The 19196-nt window shown below is 68.5% G+C and carries 16 protein-coding genes; 11 read left to right on the plus strand and 5 right to left on the minus strand.

Annotated features, from left to right (window positions below; translation table 11 throughout):
• Positions 1-85: 85 nt before the first annotated feature.
• Positions 86-1744, minus strand: a complete 1659-nt coding sequence (locus tag LTH96_RS02230; RefSeq protein WP_241464060.1) for a cation acetate symporter — start codon at positions 1742-1744, stop codon at positions 86-88.
• On the minus strand, positions 1744-2106 hold the full coding sequence (locus LTH96_RS02235; protein WP_241464062.1) for a DUF485 domain-containing protein: 363 nt from the start codon (positions 2104-2106) through the stop codon (positions 1744-1746). Before LTH96_RS02235 ends, LTH96_RS02230 begins: the two co-directional genes overlap by 1 nt.
• A 217-nt stretch (positions 2107-2323) precedes the next feature.
• Here LTH96_RS02235 and LTH96_RS02240 point away from each other — a divergent pair, with 217 nt between their 5' ends.
• The 4 genes from LTH96_RS02240 to LTH96_RS02255 are packed head-to-tail and all read left to right on the plus strand — an operon-like array spanning position 2324 to position 6034.
• A complete protein-coding gene (locus LTH96_RS02240; protein ID WP_370642653.1) occupies positions 2324-3226 on the plus strand; it encodes a sensor histidine kinase in 903 nt (300 codons plus the stop codon).
• Positions 3226-3984: a LytTR family DNA-binding domain-containing protein gene (locus LTH96_RS02245; protein ID WP_241464064.1), complete on the plus strand. Its 759-nt coding sequence runs from the start codon at positions 3226-3228 to the stop codon at positions 3982-3984. The genes LTH96_RS02240 and LTH96_RS02245 overlap by 1 nt, the downstream gene beginning before the upstream one ends.
• On the plus strand, positions 3984-4505 hold the full coding sequence (locus LTH96_RS02250; RefSeq protein WP_241464065.1) for a hypothetical protein: 522 nt from the start codon (positions 3984-3986) through the stop codon (positions 4503-4505). Before LTH96_RS02245 ends, LTH96_RS02250 begins: the two co-directional genes overlap by 1 nt.
• Complete coding sequence (locus LTH96_RS02255) at positions 4502-6034, plus strand: cation acetate symporter (protein WP_241464066.1); 1533 nt, start codon at positions 4502-4504, stop codon at positions 6032-6034. The genes LTH96_RS02250 and LTH96_RS02255 overlap by 4 nt, the downstream gene beginning before the upstream one ends.
• Before the next feature lie 68 nt (positions 6035-6102).
• Here the strand turns inward: LTH96_RS02255 and LTH96_RS02260 are convergent, their stop codons facing one another.
• A complete protein-coding gene (locus tag LTH96_RS02260; RefSeq protein ID WP_241464067.1) occupies positions 6103-7203 on the minus strand; it encodes a Gfo/Idh/MocA family protein in 1101 nt (366 codons plus the stop codon).
• Positions 7204-7539: 336 nt separating this feature from the next.
• Between LTH96_RS02260 and LTH96_RS02265 the strand changes: the two genes are divergently transcribed.
• Complete coding sequence (locus tag LTH96_RS02265) at positions 7540-8109, plus strand: RNA polymerase sigma factor (RefSeq protein WP_241464068.1); 570 nt, start codon at positions 7540-7542, stop codon at positions 8107-8109.
• A 16-nt stretch (positions 8110-8125) separates the two neighbouring features.
• Here LTH96_RS02265 and LTH96_RS13135 read toward each other — a convergent pair whose 3' ends face one another.
• Entirely contained in the window at positions 8126-8380 is a 255-nt protein-coding gene (locus tag LTH96_RS13135) for a response regulator transcription factor (RefSeq protein ID WP_370642692.1), read from the minus strand.
• A 2597-nt stretch (positions 8381-10977) separates the two neighbouring features.
• A complete protein-coding gene (locus tag LTH96_RS02275) occupies positions 10978-11445 on the minus strand; it encodes a GNAT family N-acetyltransferase (RefSeq protein WP_241464070.1) in 468 nt (155 codons plus the stop codon).
• 109 nt (positions 11446-11554) lie between these two features.
• Here LTH96_RS02275 and dxr point away from each other — a divergent pair, with 109 nt between their 5' ends.
• The 6 genes from dxr to LTH96_RS02305 all read left to right on the plus strand — a co-directional run bounded on the left by dxr (position 11555) and on the right by LTH96_RS02305 (position 19196).
• Complete coding sequence (gene dxr, locus LTH96_RS02280) at positions 11555-12838, plus strand: 1-deoxy-D-xylulose-5-phosphate reductoisomerase (RefSeq protein WP_241464072.1); 1284 nt, start codon at positions 11555-11557, stop codon at positions 12836-12838.
• Positions 12835-14355: an RIP metalloprotease gene (locus tag LTH96_RS02285; protein WP_241464073.1), complete on the plus strand. Its 1521-nt coding sequence runs from the start codon at positions 12835-12837 to the stop codon at positions 14353-14355. Before dxr ends, LTH96_RS02285 begins: the two co-directional genes overlap by 4 nt.
• A 129-nt stretch (positions 14356-14484) precedes the next feature.
• A complete protein-coding gene (ispG, locus tag LTH96_RS02290; RefSeq protein WP_255727281.1) occupies positions 14485-15633 on the plus strand; it encodes a flavodoxin-dependent (E)-4-hydroxy-3-methylbut-2-enyl-diphosphate synthase in 1149 nt (382 codons plus the stop codon).
• Positions 15593-16501: a DUF4081 domain-containing GNAT family N-acetyltransferase gene (locus LTH96_RS02295; RefSeq protein WP_241464076.1), complete on the plus strand. Its 909-nt coding sequence runs from the start codon at positions 15593-15595 to the stop codon at positions 16499-16501. The genes ispG and LTH96_RS02295 overlap by 41 nt, the downstream gene beginning before the upstream one ends.
• Positions 16502-17587 (plus strand): hypothetical protein, encoded by a 1086-nt coding sequence (locus LTH96_RS02300; protein ID WP_241464078.1) that lies wholly within the window; start codon positions 16502-16504, stop codon positions 17585-17587.
• Positions 17588-17792: 205 nt separating this feature from the next.
• Complete coding sequence (locus LTH96_RS02305) at positions 17793-19196, plus strand: FAD-binding oxidoreductase (RefSeq protein ID WP_241464080.1); 1404 nt, start codon at positions 17793-17795, stop codon at positions 19194-19196.

Raw genomic sequence — 19196 nt, forward strand, 5'->3', positions numbered from 1 at the left:
GGGCGGATTCTCCGAGCAGCCTCTGCCGTTTCCGGCATGAAGTACTCGTAGAATCCGCCCCTCAACGAATGGGGGTGAAGAAGGCCTAGTGGTCGGCGGCCTTCTCGGCGCCGACACCGGTCAGCGAGCGGATCTCCATCTCGGCCTGCTTGGCCGGATCCTCCGCCACCTTCGAGGTCAGCGAACCGATCCAACCCAGCAGGAAGGCCAGCGGGATCGAGATCAGACCCGGGTTGGTCAGCGGGTACAGCGCCAGGTCGATCTCCGGGAAGAACGAGGTGTCGCGGCCCCAGACCACGGGCGAGAAGGCGATCAGCAGCAGCGCCGAGCCGAGTCCGCCGTACATGGACCACAGCGCGCCACGGGTGGTGAAGCGCTTCCAGAACAGCGAGAACAGGATCGTCGGCAGGTTCGCCGAGGCGGCGACCGCGAAGGCCAGCGCCACCAGGAAGGCGACGTTCTGCCCCTGTGCACCGATGCCGCCGAGGATCGCGAGGATGCCGACCACGATCACGGTCATCTTGGCAGCCTTGACCTCGCCGGCGGAGTCGATCTTGCCCTTCTTGATGACCTGGGCGTAGACGTCGTGGGCGAAGGAGGCCGAGGCCGTGATCGTCAGACCCGCGACCACCGCGAGGATGGTGGCGAAGGCGACGGCGGCGATGAAGCCCAGCAGGAACGTCCCGCCGAGCTCGTAGGCCAGCAGCGGTGCCGCGGAGTTCTGCCCGCCGGGTGCTGCCAGGATCGTCTCGGTGTCCAGCAGTGCCGCTGCGCCGTAGCCCAGCACCAGGGTGAACAGGTAGAACGCGCCGATCAGGGCGATGGCCACCACGACGGACTTGCGTGCGTCCTTGGCGGTGGGAACCGTGTAGAAGCGGATCAACACGTGCGGCAGGGCGGCGGTGCCCAGAACCAGTGCGATGCCCAGGGACATGAAGTCCAGCTTGGTGAAGAGATCCGCGCCGTACTGCAGGCCGGGCTCGAGGAGAGCCTCTTCACCGGTGTTGTCCACCGCTGCGCCGAGCAGCTCGGAGAAGTTGAAGCCGTAGAGCGCCAGGACCCAGACGGTCATGACGGCAGAGCCGGCGATCAGCAGGGTGGCCTTGATGATCTGCACCCAGGTGGTGCCCTTCATTCCGCCGATGAAGACGTAGAAGATCATCAGCGAGCCGACCACAGCGATGATCAGTGACTGACCGATCCCGCTCTCGATGCCGAGCAGCAGCGCGACCAGCGCGCCGGCGCCCGCCATCTGTGCGAGCAGGTAGAACAGGCAGACCGCAAGGGTTGAGATGGCTGCGGCAATGCGGACCGGCTGCTGACGCAGACGGAAGCTGAGCACGTCGGCCATGGTGAACTTGCCGGTGTTGCGCATCAGTTCGGCGACCAGCAGCAGGGCGATCAGCCATGCCACCAGGAAGCCGATGGAGTAGAGGAAGCCGTCGTAGCCGTAGATCGCGATGGCGCCCACGATGCCCAGGAAGGACGCCGCCGAGAGGTAGTCGCCGGCGATGGCGGTGCCGTTCTGCGTGCCGGAGAAGGAGCGTCCGCCTGCGTAGTAGTCGGCGGCGGTGCTGGTGTTCTTCGACGCGCGGATCACGAAGAACAGCGTGACGCCCACGAAGACGAGGAAGATGGAGATGTTCGCCAGCGGGCTGCCGACGTCGGAGCCCGCTTCCGCGGCCGCGGTCGCGAGCGGCGTCAGTCCGGCATCTGTGATCGATGCGTTGATCAGGGAGTTCATCAGTGCTTGTCCTCCTCAGGAAGGCCCGCGCCTCGGGCTTCGAGCTCGATGCGGATCGCCGAGGATTTCGGGTCCATCTTCGAGTTGCTGAACCAGACATAGAGTCCGGTGATCACGAATGTGGTGACGAACTGCGCGAGTCCGAGCACCAGGCCGAGGTTGATGTTTCCCCAGACCGGGATCGCCATCACGTCCGGGAAGAACGCGGCGACGATCACGAACGCGATGTACCAGATGAGGAAGAACGCCGTCATCGGGAAGACGAAGCTCCGGTGCGTCCGGCGAAGCTCCTGGAAGTCTTCGCGCGCCTGCACCTCCTGGTAGTCAACGGGCCCCGCGTCGGGGGCATTGACTTGTGTCATTGCGGCTCCTTAAAAAGTAGCGTCGGCACGCGGAAGCGGGCCTCGGTCACATGTGTGTACCTCCAGAGTGCAGTGTGACCCGGGTCACGATCGGCCTCAGCGCGATGTTGTGCGATGAGCGGCACTGGATTAGCGATGAGTGGTCATCGGGCTGCGCCTGGCGGTCGGATCATGAGCTGTGCAACAGATCGACCCGCGCCCTCATAGGATGAGCACGATGAATTTCCTGGCAGAGCTCGCCCCCCTGGTGCTCGCCCTGGCCCTGGTGGTCGGGGTGATCCTGGCTGCCGTCCTGCTCTACCGCACCCACGACGACGACGCCGGCCCCGCCTCGACCCGGGATGCGGTGATCAGCCCGGAGATCCGGGCACAGCTGAGCGAGGCGCCGGTGGAGGAGCAGCTGCGGCGCCAGCTCGTCGAGGCAGAGCTGCGCTCGCTGCGCGCGCAGATCTCCCCGCACTTCATCTACAACAGCCTCAACGCCATCGCCGCGACGATTCCCACCGACCCGGTCAGGGCGCGTGAGCTGGTGCTGGACTTCGCAGACTTCACCCGGTACAGCCTGCGCGCCGAAGGGGAGTTCACCACGCTGCGCGAGGAGCTGGCCGCGGTCGAAAGCTATGTGCTGCTGGAGAAGGCGCGCTTCGGCGACCGCATCCAGGTGAAGCTGCAGATCGCCCCGGAGGTGCTCGGCGTGCGCATCCCCTTCCTTGCGGTGCAGCCTCTGGTGGAGAATGCGGTCCGCCACGGAATGGATTCGGACTCCGGATCCGGCACGGTCTGGCTGCGAGCCGCGGACACCGCCACCCATGCCGAGATCAGCGTGGAGGACGACGGGCACGGCGCAGATCCCGAAGCGATGCACCAGGTGCTCCACGGGGAGGCCGGCAACGCCCACATCGGGGTGCGCAATGTGGATCTGCGGCTGCGCCAGGCCTACGGCGCCGACGCCGGGCTGGTGGTGGAGACCGCACTCGGGGCCGGGATGAAGGTCTCCATGCGGGTCCCGAAGTTTCAGCCCGATCCGTTCCAGCCCGATCCGTTCCAGCCCGAGAAGCACCACCCAGACCGCCCAGAGCAGCAGCCAGTCCAGCGTCATGAGCCCCAGGGAGGATCCTGATGGAAGCGAGTGTGAATCCGCAGGGCCTGACCGTCCTGGTGGTCGACGACGAACCGCTGGCGCTGTCTCAGATGAAGTGGCTGCTCGCCGCCGAACCCCAGGCGGGCGAGGTGTTCACCGCAGCGGACGCGCGCAGCGCGGAACAGGTGCTGCAGCAGCGACGGATCGATGTGGTGCTGCTGGACATCCACATGCCCGGGATGAGCGGTCTGGCGCTGGCGCGCCGGCTGCGGGACCTCCCGGCGGTCGAGCCCCAGGCTGAGGCCGGACCGCAGGTGGTCTTCGTGACCGCCGATGCCCATCCGGCGGTGGAGGCCTTCGAGCTCGAAGCCCGGGACTATCTGCTCAAACCGGTGCGCGGCGAGCGGCTGGCCGAGGCGCTGCGTCGGGCGGCGGCGGCCCGGGAGACCGCCGCGCAGGATCGGCCCGAGCCGGTCAGGGTCGCGGTGCTGCAGGGAGACTCCACGGTGCTGGTGAACCTGCAGGACATCCGCTGGGTCCAGGCCCATGGAGACTACGCCCGGCTCCACACCCAGGCCGGGACCTACCTGCTGCGCACCCCGCTCGCGGAGCTTGCCGAGGCCTGGGAGGAGCACGGGTTCATCCGCACCCACCGGTCCTCCCTGGTCAACCTCATCCACGTGCAGCGGGTGACCCGCCGACAGGGACGGATGCTCATCGAAGTGCCCGGTGCCGAGCTTGAGGTCAGCCGACGGCTGATGCCCCAGGTGCGCGAGCGCCTGGAGACCGGCCGCTGATGAGCGACTCCGACGCAGGCCCCACCGGCCCCACCGGCCCAACAGGCCCCGCCGCCCTGCGGATCGCGGTTCGCGGCCCCGAGGCGGTGCCCACCGTGCGCGAGGCGCTGCTGACCCGCAGCCAGGCCGCCGACCACGCCCGTACCGCCGGAGCAGACTCCGATCAGCGCGCCCAGGCGGTGCGTGGGCTGATCCGCGCCCAGCTGCGGCTCGCGCTGATCCTCGGCGTCGGATTCTTCTGCACCGTGGTGGTGACCAGCCTGCTGCTGGTCACCACCGGGCTCGGATCGCTCACGCTCTGGGGCGTGCCGCTGACCTGGGCCGTCCCCGGCGTCGGCTTCTTCCCGGTGCTGCTGGGCCTGGCCTGGTACTTCCGCCGGCGCTCAGAGGCCAATGAGCAGCTGTGGGCCGAGGTGCTCGGACTCAGCCTGCAGAGCCCCGGCACCAGGCCCCGCACAGCAGCCGTAGCCTCACCCGCCCAGACCGCCCAGACCGCCCCGACCGCCGAGGACCCGCGGTGACCGGTGAGCAGATCGCCGTCCTGGGCGCCGTCGCCCTGGTGTGCGCGGTGACCCTGCTGCTCGGCGGCCCGGGCCTCTCGCGCAGCACCGGGGACTTCTTCGTGGCCTCACGCCGGGTCCCGCCCTGGATGAACGCCTCGGCGATCGCCGGGGAGTTCCTCTCCGCAGCGAGCTTCCTGGGCGTGGCCGGGCTGATCCTGGCCCACGGGACCTACGGGCTGTGGTTCCCGGTCGGCTACACCGCAGGCTTCCTGATCGTGCTGCTGTTCATGGCCGCCCCGCTGCGCCGATCCGGGGCCTATACGATCCCGGACTTCGTGGTGCTGCGCTTCCGCTCCGCGATGATGCGCAGGATGACGGTCATCGTCGTGGTCGCCGCCGGCTGGCTCTACATCGTCCCGCAGCTCCATGGCGCCTCGATCGCGCTCTCGGCCACCGGCGGGGCGCCCGGCTGGGTGGGACCGCTGCTGGTCGCCCTCGTGGTGCTCTTCGTGGTGCTCACCGGCGGGATGCGTTCGGTGACCCTCGCCCAGGCGGTCCAATACTGGGTCAAGCTCACCGCGCTGCTGGTGCCCACGGTGTTCATCCTGCTCCAGGTCGGATTCTGGGAGCGGCTGGAGCTGCCGGAGTTCAACGGCGCCTGGTCCGCCGGGCTGGCCTCGCTGAGCGACTCCGGGGACCAGTGGGGGGAGTTCTCCCGCAGCCTCTCCGTGATGGTGGCCCTGATGATGGGCACCCTCGGGCTGCCCCACGTCCTGGTCCGCTTCTACACCAACCCCGACGGCGGCGCCGCCCGCCGCACCACCACCTTCCTGCTGGGCCTGCTCGTGCTGTTCTACCTGCTGCCGGTGCTGCTCGGGGTCATCGCCCGGATGGTCTGGGGCACGACGACGGGGGCCGGTGCGCTGGCGGGCACCGGTGGTCTGAGCCACGACACCGCGATCCTGCGGCTGCCTGCCGCGGTCTTCGACGGTCTGGCCAGCGACCTGCTCACCGCGCTGATCGCCGGGGGAGCCTTCGCCGCGTTCCTCTCCACCACCTCCGGGCTGGTGGTCTCGGTGTCTGGAGTGCTCTCGCAGGAGTTCTTCTCCGGCACCGTGCGCGGATTCCGGCTCGGTGCGCTGCTGGCGATCACGGTCCCGCTGGTGGTGGGATCGGCGACCTCCGAGTTGGCGCTCGCCGGTGCGGTGGCGATGGTCTTCACCTTCACCGCCTCCGCGCTGGCCCCGGTGATGCTGCTCGGGGTGTGGTGGCGCGGGCTCACCGCGCAGGGCGCGTTCTGGGGCATGACGGTGGGCGCGGTGAGCTCGCTGACCGCGCAGGTGCTGGGTCTGGCCCTGGGGGAGGGCCCGGTGCAGGACGGAGCGACGCAGCTGCTGGTCTCCCCGGCGCTGTGGTGCGTCCCGCTGGCCTTCGCGGTGACGGTGCTGGTGAGCAGGTTCGGTCGTCAACAGCCGCCGAGTCACACCGATGCGGTCATGGAACGGCTGCACACGCCTGAGCTCGCCGCGCTGCGGCCGGGCCGCTGACGCGCAGCCGGCCCGAGACGCAGGGCACCTGAAGCTCGGTGCACCTGAAGTTCAGGTGCAGCTGAACTTCAGCGCAGCCGTGGCTCGCCCGGGTAGCGCAGTCCGATCTGGGCGCGGATCTCATCCAGGGTGCCCATGATCCGCACCGAATCGTCCACGCTGAGCCGCTCGCCTCCGAGCACCCCGCGGGCCACGTAGTCCTCGGCCGCGAGGGCCTGATGCTGCATGCCCACACCGTCGCGGGCAGACTCGTAGCGCTCCAGCAGCGTGCCGTCGGCGGCGCGATGGCTGAAGTCCGTCGAGGTGTACCAGACCCCGTCGATGTCGATCCGCCCTTCGGTGCCCACGATATGGGCGGTGTTGGGGCCCTTCGCGCGCGAGGAGGTCGTCGTCGTCGAGAGTGCCCCTGAGAGGTGGGTCATCACGGTGGCGACCTCGGTGTCCGCGCCGGTGGCACCGAAATGTGCGGCGGCCTGGATGCTGATCGGTTCGCCGAGGATGTCCCAGGCGAAGGAGATCGGGTAGATGCCGAGGTCCAGCAGGGCGCCGCCGCCGAGGGTCAGCGCGTTGATCCGGTGCTCCGGGTCGGTGGGCAGGGACTGGGTGTGATCGGCGAAGACGGTGCGGACCTCGCCGATTCCGCCGGCGGCGATGATCTCGCGAATCCGGCGCATATGCGGCAGGTATCGGGTCCACATGGCCTCCATGACCAGCAGTCCCCGGCGCGCGGCGAGGTCGCGCAGCTCCACGGCTTCGGCGCGGTTGAGCGTGAACGGCTTCTCCACGAGCACATGCTTGCCCGCTTCGAGCGCCATCCCGGCGGTCTCGCGGTGCATCGGATGCGGGGTGGCCACGTAGATGATGTCGACCTCGGGGTCCGCCACGAGCGCCTCATAGGAGTCGTGGGCGCGGGGAATCCCATAGGTGGTTGCGAAGCGCTGCGCGGACTCCGCAGAGCGGGAGCCTACGGCGCGCACGTCGAGTCCGGCGATCAGCGCATCGGAGGTGAACTGCCCGGCGATGAACCCGGTGGCCAGGATGCCCCAGCGCAGTGAACCCGGGCGTGGAGCGGGGGCCGCGGGGTGTGTCTCGACCTGTGTCTCGGCGGAGCGAGCGGAGTCGAGGGGAGAGTCTTCGGGAAACGCCGGCGTTGCGTGGCTCACAGTCATGGGCCTGAGAATACACCGAGCAGGAGTTTTCCTCAGGCTGCTGATTCGGACAATGGTCTGCGCAGCGGCAAAACCCTAGGGTGGCACCCCAGGGCACCCCGGAGGGTGTGGACTTTAGTCTCTAGAGTGAACAAGGGCCCGCCGGCCCCTTCGCCGGTGGATCCACCCCTGCAGGACTCCCTGCCAGATCTCCGGGATGCTTCGCTATGCCTGTTCCTCCCAGCTCCGCCGTGACTGCCCCGCCGCCTGCCCTCAGCCCACTCCCTTCCAGGCAAGACCAGTTCTCGACCCGCAGCCGCCAGGAGCGCTCCACCGCCACACGAGGGGGTGCCTCCGATGCAGGCAGAAGATGACACACAGTTGGACGTCCGTGACGCCTTTGCCGCGCATGGAGGGGCTCTCTTCTCCTTCGCGCGCAAGGCCCTGGGTGACCGAGCCGAGGCAGAGGACTGTGTTCAGGAGGCCTTCATCCGCGCCTGGCGAAACAGAGACCTCTACCGCAGCGAACGGGGTTCGGTGCGGACATGGCTGTTCGCCATCACGCGGAACCTGATCATCGATTCCCTGCGCGCCCGCGCCCGGCGCCCGGCGCCGTCGGACCTGGAGAAGATGCAGTGGCCGAGCGAGCAGGTGACGGAGGACATCCTCATTGTGGAGCGGCTGGTCCTCTATGAGGCCCTGGCCACACTCACCTACGAGCACCGCCAGGTGATCGCCGCTGTCCAGCTGAACGGCGTCGGCTATTCGGAGCTTTCGGCGCAGACGGGGGTTCCGGTCGCGACCTTGCGGACGCGGATGTATTACGGGCTGAGATCATTGCGGACGGCCCTGGGAGGCCATGCGCGCGAGGAGGGAGATGCCTTCGCGGCCGGAGGCGCCGATGACGTACAGCGAGCCTACGACTGAGCTGGTTGGTCCCGGCTCAGGCGCGGACGCCGGGTGCGAATCCCGGCGTCTGCTCCGGGGGGCTGGTGCGCTGCGAGGTCACCGCCGCCGCGGTCCAGAGCTCACGCCGGGAGTCCATCCTCAGCTTCGGCAGCAGGTTCGCCACGTGATACTCCACGGTCTTCTGCGAGACGAACAGGCTCTCGGAGATCTGACGGTTGGTCCGGCCCTGAGAGATCAGGTGAGCGATGTCCCGTTCCCGCGGAGTGAGCGAGGCATAGCGGCCAGCCACGGAGAGAAGTCTGCCCTTGACCGCGGTCAGCTCCGGAGCCGCGCCGAGCTGGGCGAAGATGTCCCGCGCCGCCTCGAGCTGATCGTCAGCCTCTGTGTGCTCTCCGCGTTCGCGATGGACGACGCCGAGGCTGTGGTGGAGTCGGGCCTTGGTGTGCGGAAAGTCTGCGGTGAGCCAGATGGCGGCCCGGTAGTCCGCCACGGCAGTCATGAGATCTCCGCGCTGCGCGGCGAGCTTGGCCCGCAGCGCCTGCGGGTGGCCATAGGGCAGCGGCAGCGCGGGGTGCGCGGCCACCTTCTGCGAGAACGTCGCCAGGAGTCGCTCGGCCTCTGCAAGCCGCGCTCGGGTCGGATTCTCGAGGTCCAGCAGCGCTTCGATCTCCAGCGCCCGCCACCCGATGAGACCCACGCGCTCGGTCCAGGTGCTCAGCTTGCTGCCCCGAAAATCGGCGATCACGCCGAGGGCCCGCTCCTGGTCCCCAGCCATCCTCGCCGTCCAGGCCATCGCGGTCATGACGTTATAGAGGGGCAGTGCGCTGGAGGTGGTCACATGATGACTCAGCCAGTCAGCATGTTCGGCGGCGGCGGTCTCATCGGCATGGGCGACGGCGGCCATCGCCAGGACCGCATGGGAGCTTGCGAGACCACGCCAGTCATGCGTGGTGCGAGCCATCGCGATCACCCGCTCCGCGCGCAGGATCGCGTCGGTCCAGCGTCCCAGCTGGAACTCCATCATGGCCTGTTCAGCCATTCCGCGCTGGGCCGCCGCAGGGACCACCCGGCGATGCCGGCCCTCCTCGGCGCGCTCCAGATCATCCAGTGCGGCAGTCGTATGGCCGGCGTAGAAGTGCGCGCGTGCGCGGAAGTAGAGCGCATCGGTGTGTTCGGCGGTATCGGCGGCTTCGATCAGGAAGGCGTTCAGACGAGTGATGGACTCCTCGACTGCTCCGGAGTTCCACAGCGCGTAGACCTCGTGCATGACCAGCACTCGGCTCAGGGCCCTGTCGATGGGGGTGGCGGGCTCGACCTCAAGGCTTTGTGCCGCCGCGACGGCGGCCTGTGCGGCACGCGCATCGGCCGCGGCGATCTCCACAGAGCACAGCAGGATCAGCATGCGCCAATGAGTGAGATCGTCCAAGGACTTGTTCGACCATGGATTGCGCAGCTGGGTCAGCAGCAGGCGGCGGGCCTCGGCGAGCCGACCGGTGAAGAACGCCAGTCCGGCGTGGAAGAACGCGGCCAGGGCGGGGTCTTCGAGCAGCCCGACCTCCGTGAAGAGGGAGGCCATGCCGCCCGGGTTCTCCGCGATGCCCACGGTGAGACAGGAGGAGACCATCCGCCGGTACCGTTCGGGCCCACGGCTGACACCCATGGCCAGCGCAAGGTATTCCGCACTGGAGGAATAGTCTCCCGCTTCCAGCGCTCGGATCCCTTCGCTTTCGAGGGTGTCGCCGAGCTCGGGGTCCCCGTCGGGGGAGGCCGCGCTGAGATGTCTGGCCTGTGCGAGACCGCTCGTGCGCCGGGCGAGGAGATCGTGCAGCCGCCGACGCCTGGCAGGGTCGATCAGCGCGACCGTCGCCTCGCGCCAGGCTTGATCGTGAAGACACACTTCTCGACCATTGCCGGTCAGGATGGGGTTGAGCGCATCTACCAGAGAATCGACGTCCAACGCGGCCGTCACCGTGCGGGTGGCCGCTTCGAGGGCGAGTGCGGCGACCTCCGCGGTCTGCCCGGTCGACGAGTCGCCGCCGTCGAGGGCGAGGACCTCGAGGAAGGTGCGCAGACATGGTGCCATCTGCTCGAGTTCGGGCTGCAGGAATGACTGTGGAATCACTGAGCGGGCCATGGCGTCGGAGGTCAGTCCGGCGCCGGCGAGGCGCAGTGCGAGGCCACGGTTTCCGGCCGCGCGGGCGTGCACCACAGCGAGAGACTTTTCGGCGAGGCGATGGCCGTGCTGGCGCAGCAGCTTGTCGAGCTCGTGCTTTGTGACGCCACGCAGGGTGATCCGGGTCCCGGTCTGCGCGGCCATCTTCGCGAGCCGACGGGTGAGTGGATCGGTGGTGGGGGAGGCAGTCGCGATGATCAGCACCGGAGGACCCGCATTGAGCGTCAGCGCGCCGTGATCGATCAGCTGCTCCAGGGACGCCTGGATCCCGGGCTCGACACGGTGCAGGTCATCGGCCACCAGGCAGTACGGGCCCGGTCCGTGCTGCTGCAGCGCCTCGCCCACTTCTGCGTCTGGTGTCAGATCGGAGACGGCCATGACGGTCAGTCCGGCGGAGGCCGCCCAGGCTCGCGCCTCGCCCGCGAGCGTGGACTTCCCAGAACCGATGGTGCCCTCGAGGAAGCAGACGGCACTCCGCCCGGCAAGAGTGCTGTAGATCGCGCGCAGCACCTTCGCGCGCTCCGGGTCTCGACCCATCGCGACCCTGGCGGCTGTGGCGTTCACGCGCGGACCCCCTTAGGTTCAAGACGTCACCGTCAGTGGCATTGAACACATACTAGGCCCAGGTCAGAACAATGTCATGAGTGTGTCGCGATTTGACACTGTTCAGCGCGGCAGGCGCGGCAAGGGTGCAGGCGGAGTCGCAGGGCCGCTCAGCCCAGCTGCAGGATCTTCTCCTGCACCACCTTGGCGCGGACGTTGGAGAAGCTGGACTCTTCGCCGGTCTCGGTGAAGCCCAGGGACTCCAGGATCTTCAGCGTGCCGAGGTTGTCCACCACCACGCGGGCGGTGACGGGGCGTTCGGGGAACTCGGTGAGGAACTTCTGCACGGCCTCGGTGGTGATGCCCTGGCCCCAGAAGCGCTTCTCGATCCAGAACGTGATCTCCCGGCTGTCCTCATCCTCGAACGCGGCGATCGAGCCGACAGGCTGGCCGTCGCGATCGATGGTGCGCACGATGATGTCATCGGAGTTCAGCAGCTCGCCCCAATGGTGGTCGAAGACGCTGCGGTCCTTGGGGTTGGTCGAGGCGAATGCGGCCATATGTGCGGCGTCGGCATCCTGCTGGAACACGAAGAACTGCTCCAGGTCCTCGGTCTCCACTGCACGCAGTGTGATCATCGGTGAGGCTCCTTCATCGGCTTGTGGCCGCATGGGTCTGCAACTGCTGTGCTCCCAGCGTACTGTGCACGCCCATCACGGGCGACCTCGGTGCGCCATAATGGTGGCTATGGCTTCCCCCAAGCGCCGCGTGGCGATCCTCGGTTCCACCGGTTCCATCGGAACCCAGGCGCTGCAGGTCATCGCCGCACACCCGGACCGATTCGAGGTCGTGGCTCTGGCCGCGGGGTCCAATGCCGCACTGCTGGCCGAGCAGGTCGCCGCAACCGGCGCCGAGCTGGTCGGGATCGCCGACGACGGCGCGGCCGGCGAGCTTCAGCGCGCGCTGTCAGCCGGCTCGCCGGGTTCGTCCCCGGCGGTCGGCACGGCGGGGCGCCGCCCCGAGATCCTCACCGGTGAGGAAGCGGCCGTGCAGATCGCCGGAGAGTCCGGCGCCGACGTCGTGCTCAACGGGATGACCGGCTCCATCGGTCTGCGCCCCACCCTCGCCGCGCTGCGCTCCGGCGCCACCCTGGCGCTGGCGAACAAGGAGTCACTGGTGGTCGGCGGCGCGCTGGTCGCCGAGGCGCTGCAGCGCCCGGGACAGCTGGTCCCGGTGGACTCCGAGCACTCCGCGCTGGCGCAGGCGCTGAGCTCCGGTCGACATGAGCGTGGACTCTGCTCCGTCCCCGCACACGGGAACTCCCAGCTCAGCGGCGCCTCGGAGGTCTCCGGCCTGGTGGTCACCGCCTCCGGCGGGCCCTTCCGCGGCTGGGACGCCGCCGCGCTCGCCGAGGTCACCCCTGCCCAGGCGCTGAAACACCCGAACTACGCGATGGGCCGGGTGGTCACCACCAACTCCGCGACCATGGTGAACAAGGCGCTGGAGGTGATCGAGGCGCATCTGCTCTTCGACATCGAGCTGGCGGACATCCAGACCGTGGTGCATCCGCAGCAGTGGATCCACTCGATGGTCCAGTTCCGGGACGGCTCCACCATCGCCCAGGCGGGCCACCCACGGATGCTGATCCCGATCGCGCTGGGACTGTCCTGGCCCGAACGCCTCGAGCAGATCGATGTGCCCATCGACTGGACCCAGGCCATGCAGTGGGACTTCGAGCCGCTCGATGAGCAGGCCTTCCCCGCCGTCGCCCTGGCCAAGAGCGCCTGCGCCGCCTCACCCACCCACATGGCCGTCTACAACGCCGCCAACGAACAAGCCGTAGAGGCCTTCCACGCCGGCCGGCTCAGCTTCCCGGGCATCGTCGCCACGGTCGAAGCCGTGCTTGAGCGCTACCACCCCACGAGCAGCCGCGCCGCACCTTCGCTCCAGGAGGTCCTGGGCGCGGAGCACTGGGCCCGGGCCGCCGCCGATGAGCGCATCGCCGCCGGATCAGTCCAGGTGCGCGCATGATCGCGCTGCTGATGATCGCCGGCATCGTGATCGTCGCCCTCGGGATCGCGCTGTCCATCGCGCTGCATGAGATCGGGCATCTGCTGCCCGCCAAGCTCTTCAAGGTCCGCGTCACCCAGTACATGGTCGGCTTCGGCCCCACCCTGTGGTCCCGCCGCCGCGGCGAGACCGAATACGGGGTCAAAGCGATCCCGCTGGGCGGCTACGTCGCGATGATCGGGATGTACCCGCCCCCGGATGAGACCGGGACGATGAACCACCCCGTCGAGGAGGACCACGAATCGGCCGAGGCCGCCCTGGGCGAGGATGCCGCCCCGCGGGACCCCTATCTGCGCGAGGTCGGCGCCCAGTACGGCGCCCCCGCCGCGTCGTCGTCGAGTGCAGGTGCTGACGGCGGCGGACCCGGCAGCGGACCCGGCACGACGACCAAGACCGTCCGCTCGCAGTCCACCGGGATCTTCCAGCAGCTCTCCGCCGACGCCCGCGAGGTCGCGGCCGAGGATCTGCAGCCCGGGGACGAGGACCGGATGTTCTACCGGCTGCCCACCTGGAAGCGGATCATCATCATGCTCGGCGGCCCGGCCATGAACGGGCTGATCGCGCTGTCGCTGACCGCCGGGATCATCTCCTTCCACGGCACCGCCGAACCAAACACCACGGTCCGCGAGGTCTTCGAATGCGTGGTCTCCGCCGATGCCGCCGACGCCGGGCAGAGCGAGTGCACCGCCGACGACCCCGCCGGACCGGCCTATGAGGCGGGTCTGCGCCCGGGCGATCAGATCCTCGCCTTCAACGGTCAGTCGGTGGACACCTGGGACGAGCTCACCGAGCTGATCCGCGAGTCGGCCGACGAGTCCAGCGAGGTCACCTACGTCCGCGCCGGTGAGGAGACCACCACCACGCTGACCCCGATCCTCACCGAGCGACCGATCAGCGACGGGCTGGGCCGGGCCCAGCGTGACGACGACGGCGCGCTCATCACCGAACCGGTGGGCTTCATCGGAATGGGTGCTGACCAGGAGCTGGTCCAGCAGCCGTTCTGGGAGGCCGGGCCGGTGGTGTGGGAGCAGTCCAAGGCGGTCGGAGCCGTCGTCGCGAACCTGCCGGTGCGCCTCTACGACGTGGCCGTGTCCACCTTCACCTCCGCCGAGCGGGACCCCGACGGGCCGCTCTCGGTGGTGGGTGTGGGGCGGATCGCCGGGGAGCTCTCCGCTCAGGAGGAGATCCCGCTGGAGTCTCGCTTCGCCTCGCTGATCTCCCTGGTGGCAGGGGTCAACGTGGCGCTGATGGTGTTCAACCTGATCCCGCTGCTGCCGCTCGACGGCGGCCACGTCGCCGGGGCGCTGTATGAGAGCCTGCGCCGTCGACTCGCCAAGCTGCTGGGCCGCCCGGATCCGGGACCCTTCGACATCTCCAAGCTGCTGCCGCTGACCTATGTGGTCGTTGGAATGCTGCTGGTCATGGGCGTGTTGTTGATCTATGCGGACATCGTGAACCCGATCCGCCTCTTCGACTAGCCGCGTCCACACCGGGCGGTACCATGGGAGAGGCGGGTGACCCTCGCCGATGCCCCAAGAATCTGACGTCTGACCGACGTCAACACTCAAGATCCATCAGGAGAGTCTGTGCCCGCGATCAATCTCGGAATGCCCTCCGCGCCGCCGCCAGTGCTGGCGCCGCGCCGGAAGACGCGCAACTTCCAGGTCGGGTCAGTAGGTGTGGGCAGTGATCACCGCGTCTCGGTGCAGTCGATGACGACCACCAAGACCCATGACATCAACGGCACTCTGCAGCAGATCGCCGAGCTCACCGCCTCTGGCTGCGACATCGTCCGGGTGGCATGCCCCACGGACAAGGACGCCGAGGCGCTGAAGATCATTGCGATGAAGTCGCAGATCCCGGTGATCGCCGACATCCACTTCCAGCCCAAGTACGTGTTCGCCGCCATCGAGGCCGGCTGCGGGGCCGTGCGCGTGAACCCCGGCAATATCCGACAGTTCGATGACAAGGTCGGCGAGATCGCCAGGGCCGCCAGCGACGCCGGCGTCTCCATCCGCATCGGCGTCAATGCCGGGTCCCTGGACAAGCGGGTCATGGACAAGTACGGCAAGGCCACGCCCGAGGCGCTGGTCGAATCCGCCGTCTGGGAGGCCTCGCTGTTCGAGGAGCACGGCTTCCACGACTTCAAGATCTCGGTCAAGCACAACGACCCGGTGATCATGGTCCAGGCCTACCAGATGCTCGCCGAGCGCGGGGACTGGCCCCTCCACCTGGGCGTCACCGAGGCCGGACCGGCCTTCCAGGGCACCATCAAGTCCTCCGTGGCCTTCGGCGCGCTGCTCTCCCAGGGCATCGGCGACACCATCCGCGTCTCGCTCTCCGCCCCGCCGGCCGAAGAGGTCAAGGTGGGCAACCAGCTGCTGGAATCGCTGAACCTGCGCCCGCGCAAGCTCGAGATCGTCTCCTGCCCCTCCTGCGGACGCGCCCAGGTCGACGTCTACACCCTGGCCGATGACGTCACCGCCGGCCTTGAGGGCATGACCGTGCCGCTGCGCGTGGCCGTCATGGGCTGCGTGGTCAACGGACCAGGCGAGGCCCGCGACGCGGACCTCGGCGTGGCCTCGGGCAACGGCAAGGGACAGATCTTCGTCAAGGGCGAAGTCATCAAGACCGTGCCCGAGGACCAGATCGTGGAGACCCTGATCGAAGAAGCCAACCGGCTGGCCGAGGAGATGGAACGCGAATCCGATGGAGATGCTCAGGCAGCGAGTGCCCCTGTGGTCTCCGTCAGCTGACGCCGCAGCCGCACGCGTGCACCGCGCCACCCGCGGAGAGGTCCGTGTGCTCGGACACGGGGACACCCCTGCGCTCGAGCAGCTGCTCGCCACCGATCCGGTGGCCAATGTCTCGGTCACCGCGACCGTGCGTGCCCGCCGCTCTGCCGCGCCCGGCAAGGGCCGCAACGGCGCCGTGGTGCTCGGCATCGACGGCGAGAACGGGCTGCTCGCCGCCTGCTGGACGGGCAGCAACATCATCCCCGTGGCGGCAACCGCCGCCCAGGGAGAACTCCTAGGGGTGGCCGTCGGTGCGATGCGCCGACGAGTGGCCTCGATCTACGGGGGCGCCGATGCTGCCCTGCACCTCTTCGAGGCCACCGGTTGGACCGGCGCACGCGACGTCCGGCCGGACCAGCCGCTGATGTCGATCACCGAGGTGTCTGAAGTGGAGCCGCTCGCGGGGGCACGGCTGTCCCAGTCGGGGGACTTCCCCCGGGTGGAGACGGCCAGTGCGGCGATGTTCACCGAAGAGCTGGGATTCTCCCCCTACGCCCAGGGCGCAAGCCAGTACCGGGAGCGCGTGCGCGGACTCATCAACGCAGGACACTCGATCATCGCGGTGGATCCCGAGACCTCCGAGATCGTCTTCAAGGCCGAGTTCGGCGCGGTCAGCCCCGAGGTGGTCCAGGTCCAGGGCGTCTGGGTGCGGCCCAGCCACCGCGGACGTGGCCTGGCCGGGCCGGGGATGGCCGCCGTGGTCGAGCACGGACTCAAGTTGGCGCCCACCGTGAGCCTGTATGTGAACAGCTACAACACTGCGGCGATTCGCGCCTACGAGCGTGTTGGATTCACCCAGGTGGGGACGTTCGCGACCATACTGTTCTAGATGACTTTCTTCCCCTCCACTCGCGCCGCGCAGCGCCGCCGCCGTCCCACCGTCGGCGCAGCGCTCGGGCTCCTCGGAGTGCTCCTGCTCACCGGCTGTGAGAGCTCCCCCGCGGAGCAGGCCGGGACGCCGGCGGCCGAGCCGGACACCAGCACCGGGGGAGTCCAGCAGCAGGTCCCTGAACCCTCCGGCAACCAGCTCTCCCACGAGGAGATGCGTGAGCAGCTGGAGTCCCGCTACCCGGATGCCGCGCTGAGCGACACCTCGGAGTACTGGGCGGGACTGCGCGACATCGAGACCGAGCTGCAGCGGCTGGTGGTCGACCCGCCTGAGTGCAAGCAGTTCGTGGTGCGTTCGGCGGTGCCGGTTCCTGCCGGCGCGCTGGTGGCCTACGCGGACGAGACGACCGAGTCTGCTGAGGACCGGAGCGATGAGCAGCCCGAGGAGCCCGAAGATGCCCAGGGCGACCCCGAAGCCGGTACGTTCGGTGACCGGGCGCGCTTCCAGCTCGCCAGCACCGAGGACGACGAGTCCGGAGATGACTCTGCAGATGAATCCGAGTCAGGAGAAGATGCCGACCCTGAGGGCGACGGCGCATCCGGTGATCCAGGGAACGGAGACTCCGACGACTCCGACGACTCCGGTGACTCAGAGAACGGCGGCTCCGAGGACGAGGAAGAGCCCGAGCCCGAGCCCGTCACCGTGGACCTGCCCGGAGCGCGCCAGGCCGTGATCTATACCTTCCGCGATTGGCGCGCCGCGGATGCGTACCTCGCCGCGGAAGAGGACGGACTGGACTCCTGCGACTCCTACACCGCCAGCCGCGGCGGAGAGGACTCCGCAGAGACCTCCACCTCGGTGGACACCGTCGACGTCTCCTCCACCGCCGACGCCGCACTGGGCACCACCCGGCGGATCAGCGCTGAGGGCGAGACCGAGCACAATGCCGCCATCACCCTGCGCGGCGGCTCGCACATCGTCACGGTGGCGGTCCCGCTGGAAGACGCGCTCTCCGAGGAGGAGGCCGAGGTCGCCGTCGAAGAGCTCCAGGCCGAAGCCGCCGACCTCCTCGAGAGCCTCGACTGACCTCCTGCTCGAAACAGGAATCGGTCAGCCGCAGGCGGTCGATGAAAGCCCCCGTCACAGGTGATTCAGCCCAGCGTTCATGCACCGTTGACAGCGCTGCGCGGGCCTGCTCAGAATTAAGTCATTCCCCACCACGCCGCATTGAAGCGCTCCGGCGATCGGGCGCCCGGCGTCAAGAGACAACCTCCACATGGAGGGCGCAGACATGGACACAGATCGAGACCTCGACCAGTCCTTGCAGGAACTCAGATCCTCGTTGTCGGGCGTGGTGATCGAACCGGACCATCCGCTGTACGAAGACGCGCGCCGGGTATGGAACGGCATGGTGGACGTTCATCCCCGCGCCGTGGTCCGAGCCGGCAGCATCGCCGATGTCGAGCCCGTGCTCGACCTCGCACAACGCACTGGAACGCCGCTCGCGGTCCGCGGCGGAGGACATAATGTGGCCGGGCACGGCACCGTCGAGGCAGGGCTGGTCCTGGACCTCAGCCTGCTGCGCGGCGTCGACGTGAATGCTGAGACTCAGATCGTGACGGTCGAGCCCGGCGCGACCCTCGCCGATGTGGACGCGGCCACGGTCCCGCACGGCCTCGCGGTCCCGCTCGGGGTGATCAGCGCCACCGGGGTCGCTGGACTGACCCTGGGTGGCGGGGTCGGCTGGCTGACCCGGGCCTGCGGCCTGACGCTGGACAACCTGATCTCCGCGGAGGTGATCACCAGCAACCTGGAGCACGTGCATGCAGATGCGCAGAACAGCCCAGACCTGTTCTGGGCGCTCCGCGGAGGGGGCGGGAACTTCGGACTGGTGACCTCCTTCGTCTACCGGGCACAGCGACTGCCGGAACAGGTTCTGGGTGGAAATCTGGTCTACGGCCGGCCCCACTGGCGGCAGGCGCTGCAGGCGTTCGCCCGGTGGACCGAGGACCTGCCCGACGAGATGACCAGCATCCTCTCGATCATTCGGCTGCCCTCGGAGTACGGGGTCGGCGAGGAGCCGGTGCTGGTCATCGGGGTCGTCTGGGTCGGAGCAGACCTGGATGAGGGTTCGCGACTGGTGGACCGGCTGCGCGAGCATGCCCCGCCCGACGCCGAGGAGATCGAGCCGGTCCAATGGCTTGCATGGCAGTCGGCAATGGACGGGCTCTTCCCCAAGGGTGCGCGCGGCTATTGGAAGAACGCCTCCTTCTCGCGTCTCGATGACGAGGTCATCGACGCGCTGCTGGAGATCGCCGGGGAGCTCACCTGGATCGGTACGGGCTTCGACATCCATCATATGGACGGCGCCTTCGGCCGGGTGGCCGAGGATGCCACCGCTTTTCCCAACCGCTCGGCCCGCTATTGGCTCAACATCTACGGGTTCTGGCAGGACCCGTCCGAGGACTCTCGCCTGACGGCGTTTGCTCGGCGGGCGCACGCCGCCGTGGAACCCCACGCCGACGACGGCCAGTATGTGAACTTCCTCGGCGCTGAGCATGAGACCGATCCGACGGGGGCCGTTCAGGAGGTCTACGGCGGGCACAAGACCCGACGGCTGATCGAGATCAAGACTCGCTACGATCCGACCAACCTGTTCCGGCTGAACCACAACATCAGGCCGGCGTCGGTCTAG

Origin of the sequence: Nesterenkonia sp. LB17, from assembly GCF_022565915.1 — a bacterium.
Lineage (GTDB): Bacteria > Actinomycetota > Actinomycetes > Actinomycetales > Micrococcaceae > Nesterenkonia.